Origin of the sequence: Psittacicella hinzii, from assembly GCF_003585885.1 — a bacterium.
Classification (GTDB): domain Bacteria; phylum Pseudomonadota; class Gammaproteobacteria; order Enterobacterales; family Psittacicellaceae; genus Psittacicella.
On record NZ_NRHC01000010.1, the window covers coordinates 1 to 1,155 of the forward strand.

General features: G+C 34.4%; 1 protein-coding gene. It reads left to right on the forward strand.

Going from position 1 to position 1,155, the window contains the following annotated elements; translation table 11 throughout:
* A partial coding sequence (locus CKF54_RS00775; protein ID WP_147396795.1) for a transposase occupies positions 1–1,155 on the forward strand: 1,155 nt, incomplete at both ends.

Below are 1,155 nucleotides of genomic sequence, written 5' to 3' on the forward strand. Positions count from 1 at the left end.
TGCGAAAGTTGAAGATAGCACTTCTAAAGTTGAAGATAGCTCTTCTAAAGTTGAAGATAGCGTTTCTAAGGAAGAGGTAAAAGAAAAAGTTGTTATTAATCCTAAAGATATAATCGAAACTACAGACTACTCAAAAGCTGAATCGCATGAGATTCTGAACGAAAAATTTAACACAAATTCTTTTATTGACCAAGTTTATTACATTGCAAATAAGTTTAACTTAATCAAAATTCTTTCAAGTATTTGGTCACCAGAAGTCGCTACCAAAATAATCAACTGGGCTGCTTTCTGTATTTATACGGATAAGTATAACGCTACTCACAACTTCAATTTATTTGCCAAAGAAATGAACTTATCAGAACGTTGGCACATGTCGTCACAACGTTTTTCTGAGTTCTTCATGTCTTTCGAAGTAGATAAAATGGAATTGTTCTACAAGGAGTTAGCTGCATTTCTAAAAGAAACTTCAGCTATCTATCTAGACTTCTCGAATATCACAACTTACTCTAATAATTTGAAAAACGCCGCTTGGGGTAAATCAAAAACAGGAGAAAGGTTAAAGCAAGTAAACTTAGCTGTGGGTAAAGGAACAAGAACTCATTTACCTATCTTCCTTGAGATCTATCGAGGAAATGTTAACGATAGCTCTTACTTAAAAAGAGCTGGAGAAATCGCGAAGAAAAGCATACCAAAGATCGAAATGATAGTGATGGATCAAGGTGCAGCAAGTAAAGAAAACTTAAAGTACCTAGAGGATTTGGGTATCAATGTCGTTACTATATTGAAATCTAAGACAATTGCTCACAGAACTATCCTAGCAAAAGCTAACTCAATGGGTCATGCAAATTTACAATTACTGGAAGGAAGTACAGAGTACTACTACCAAGAAATAATCAATTATGCAGACTCTAAGTACAAAGCAGTTGCCGTATATTCTGCAGACAAAGCAGCAGTAGAAACTAAAACTATTCTTAGAGACAGGAATAAGGAAGTTCAAGAAGTAGAAAAGTTAGGGCGACAACTACCTATAAAACCATCTTCGATGAGATTTCATACTTTTAAAGTAAAATCACCTGGAGAATGTGACGCTGAATATAGTAAAGCTAAATTCAAAAATGAAGTTGATGCAGCCGGTTGGTTTGTATTAATTACAAA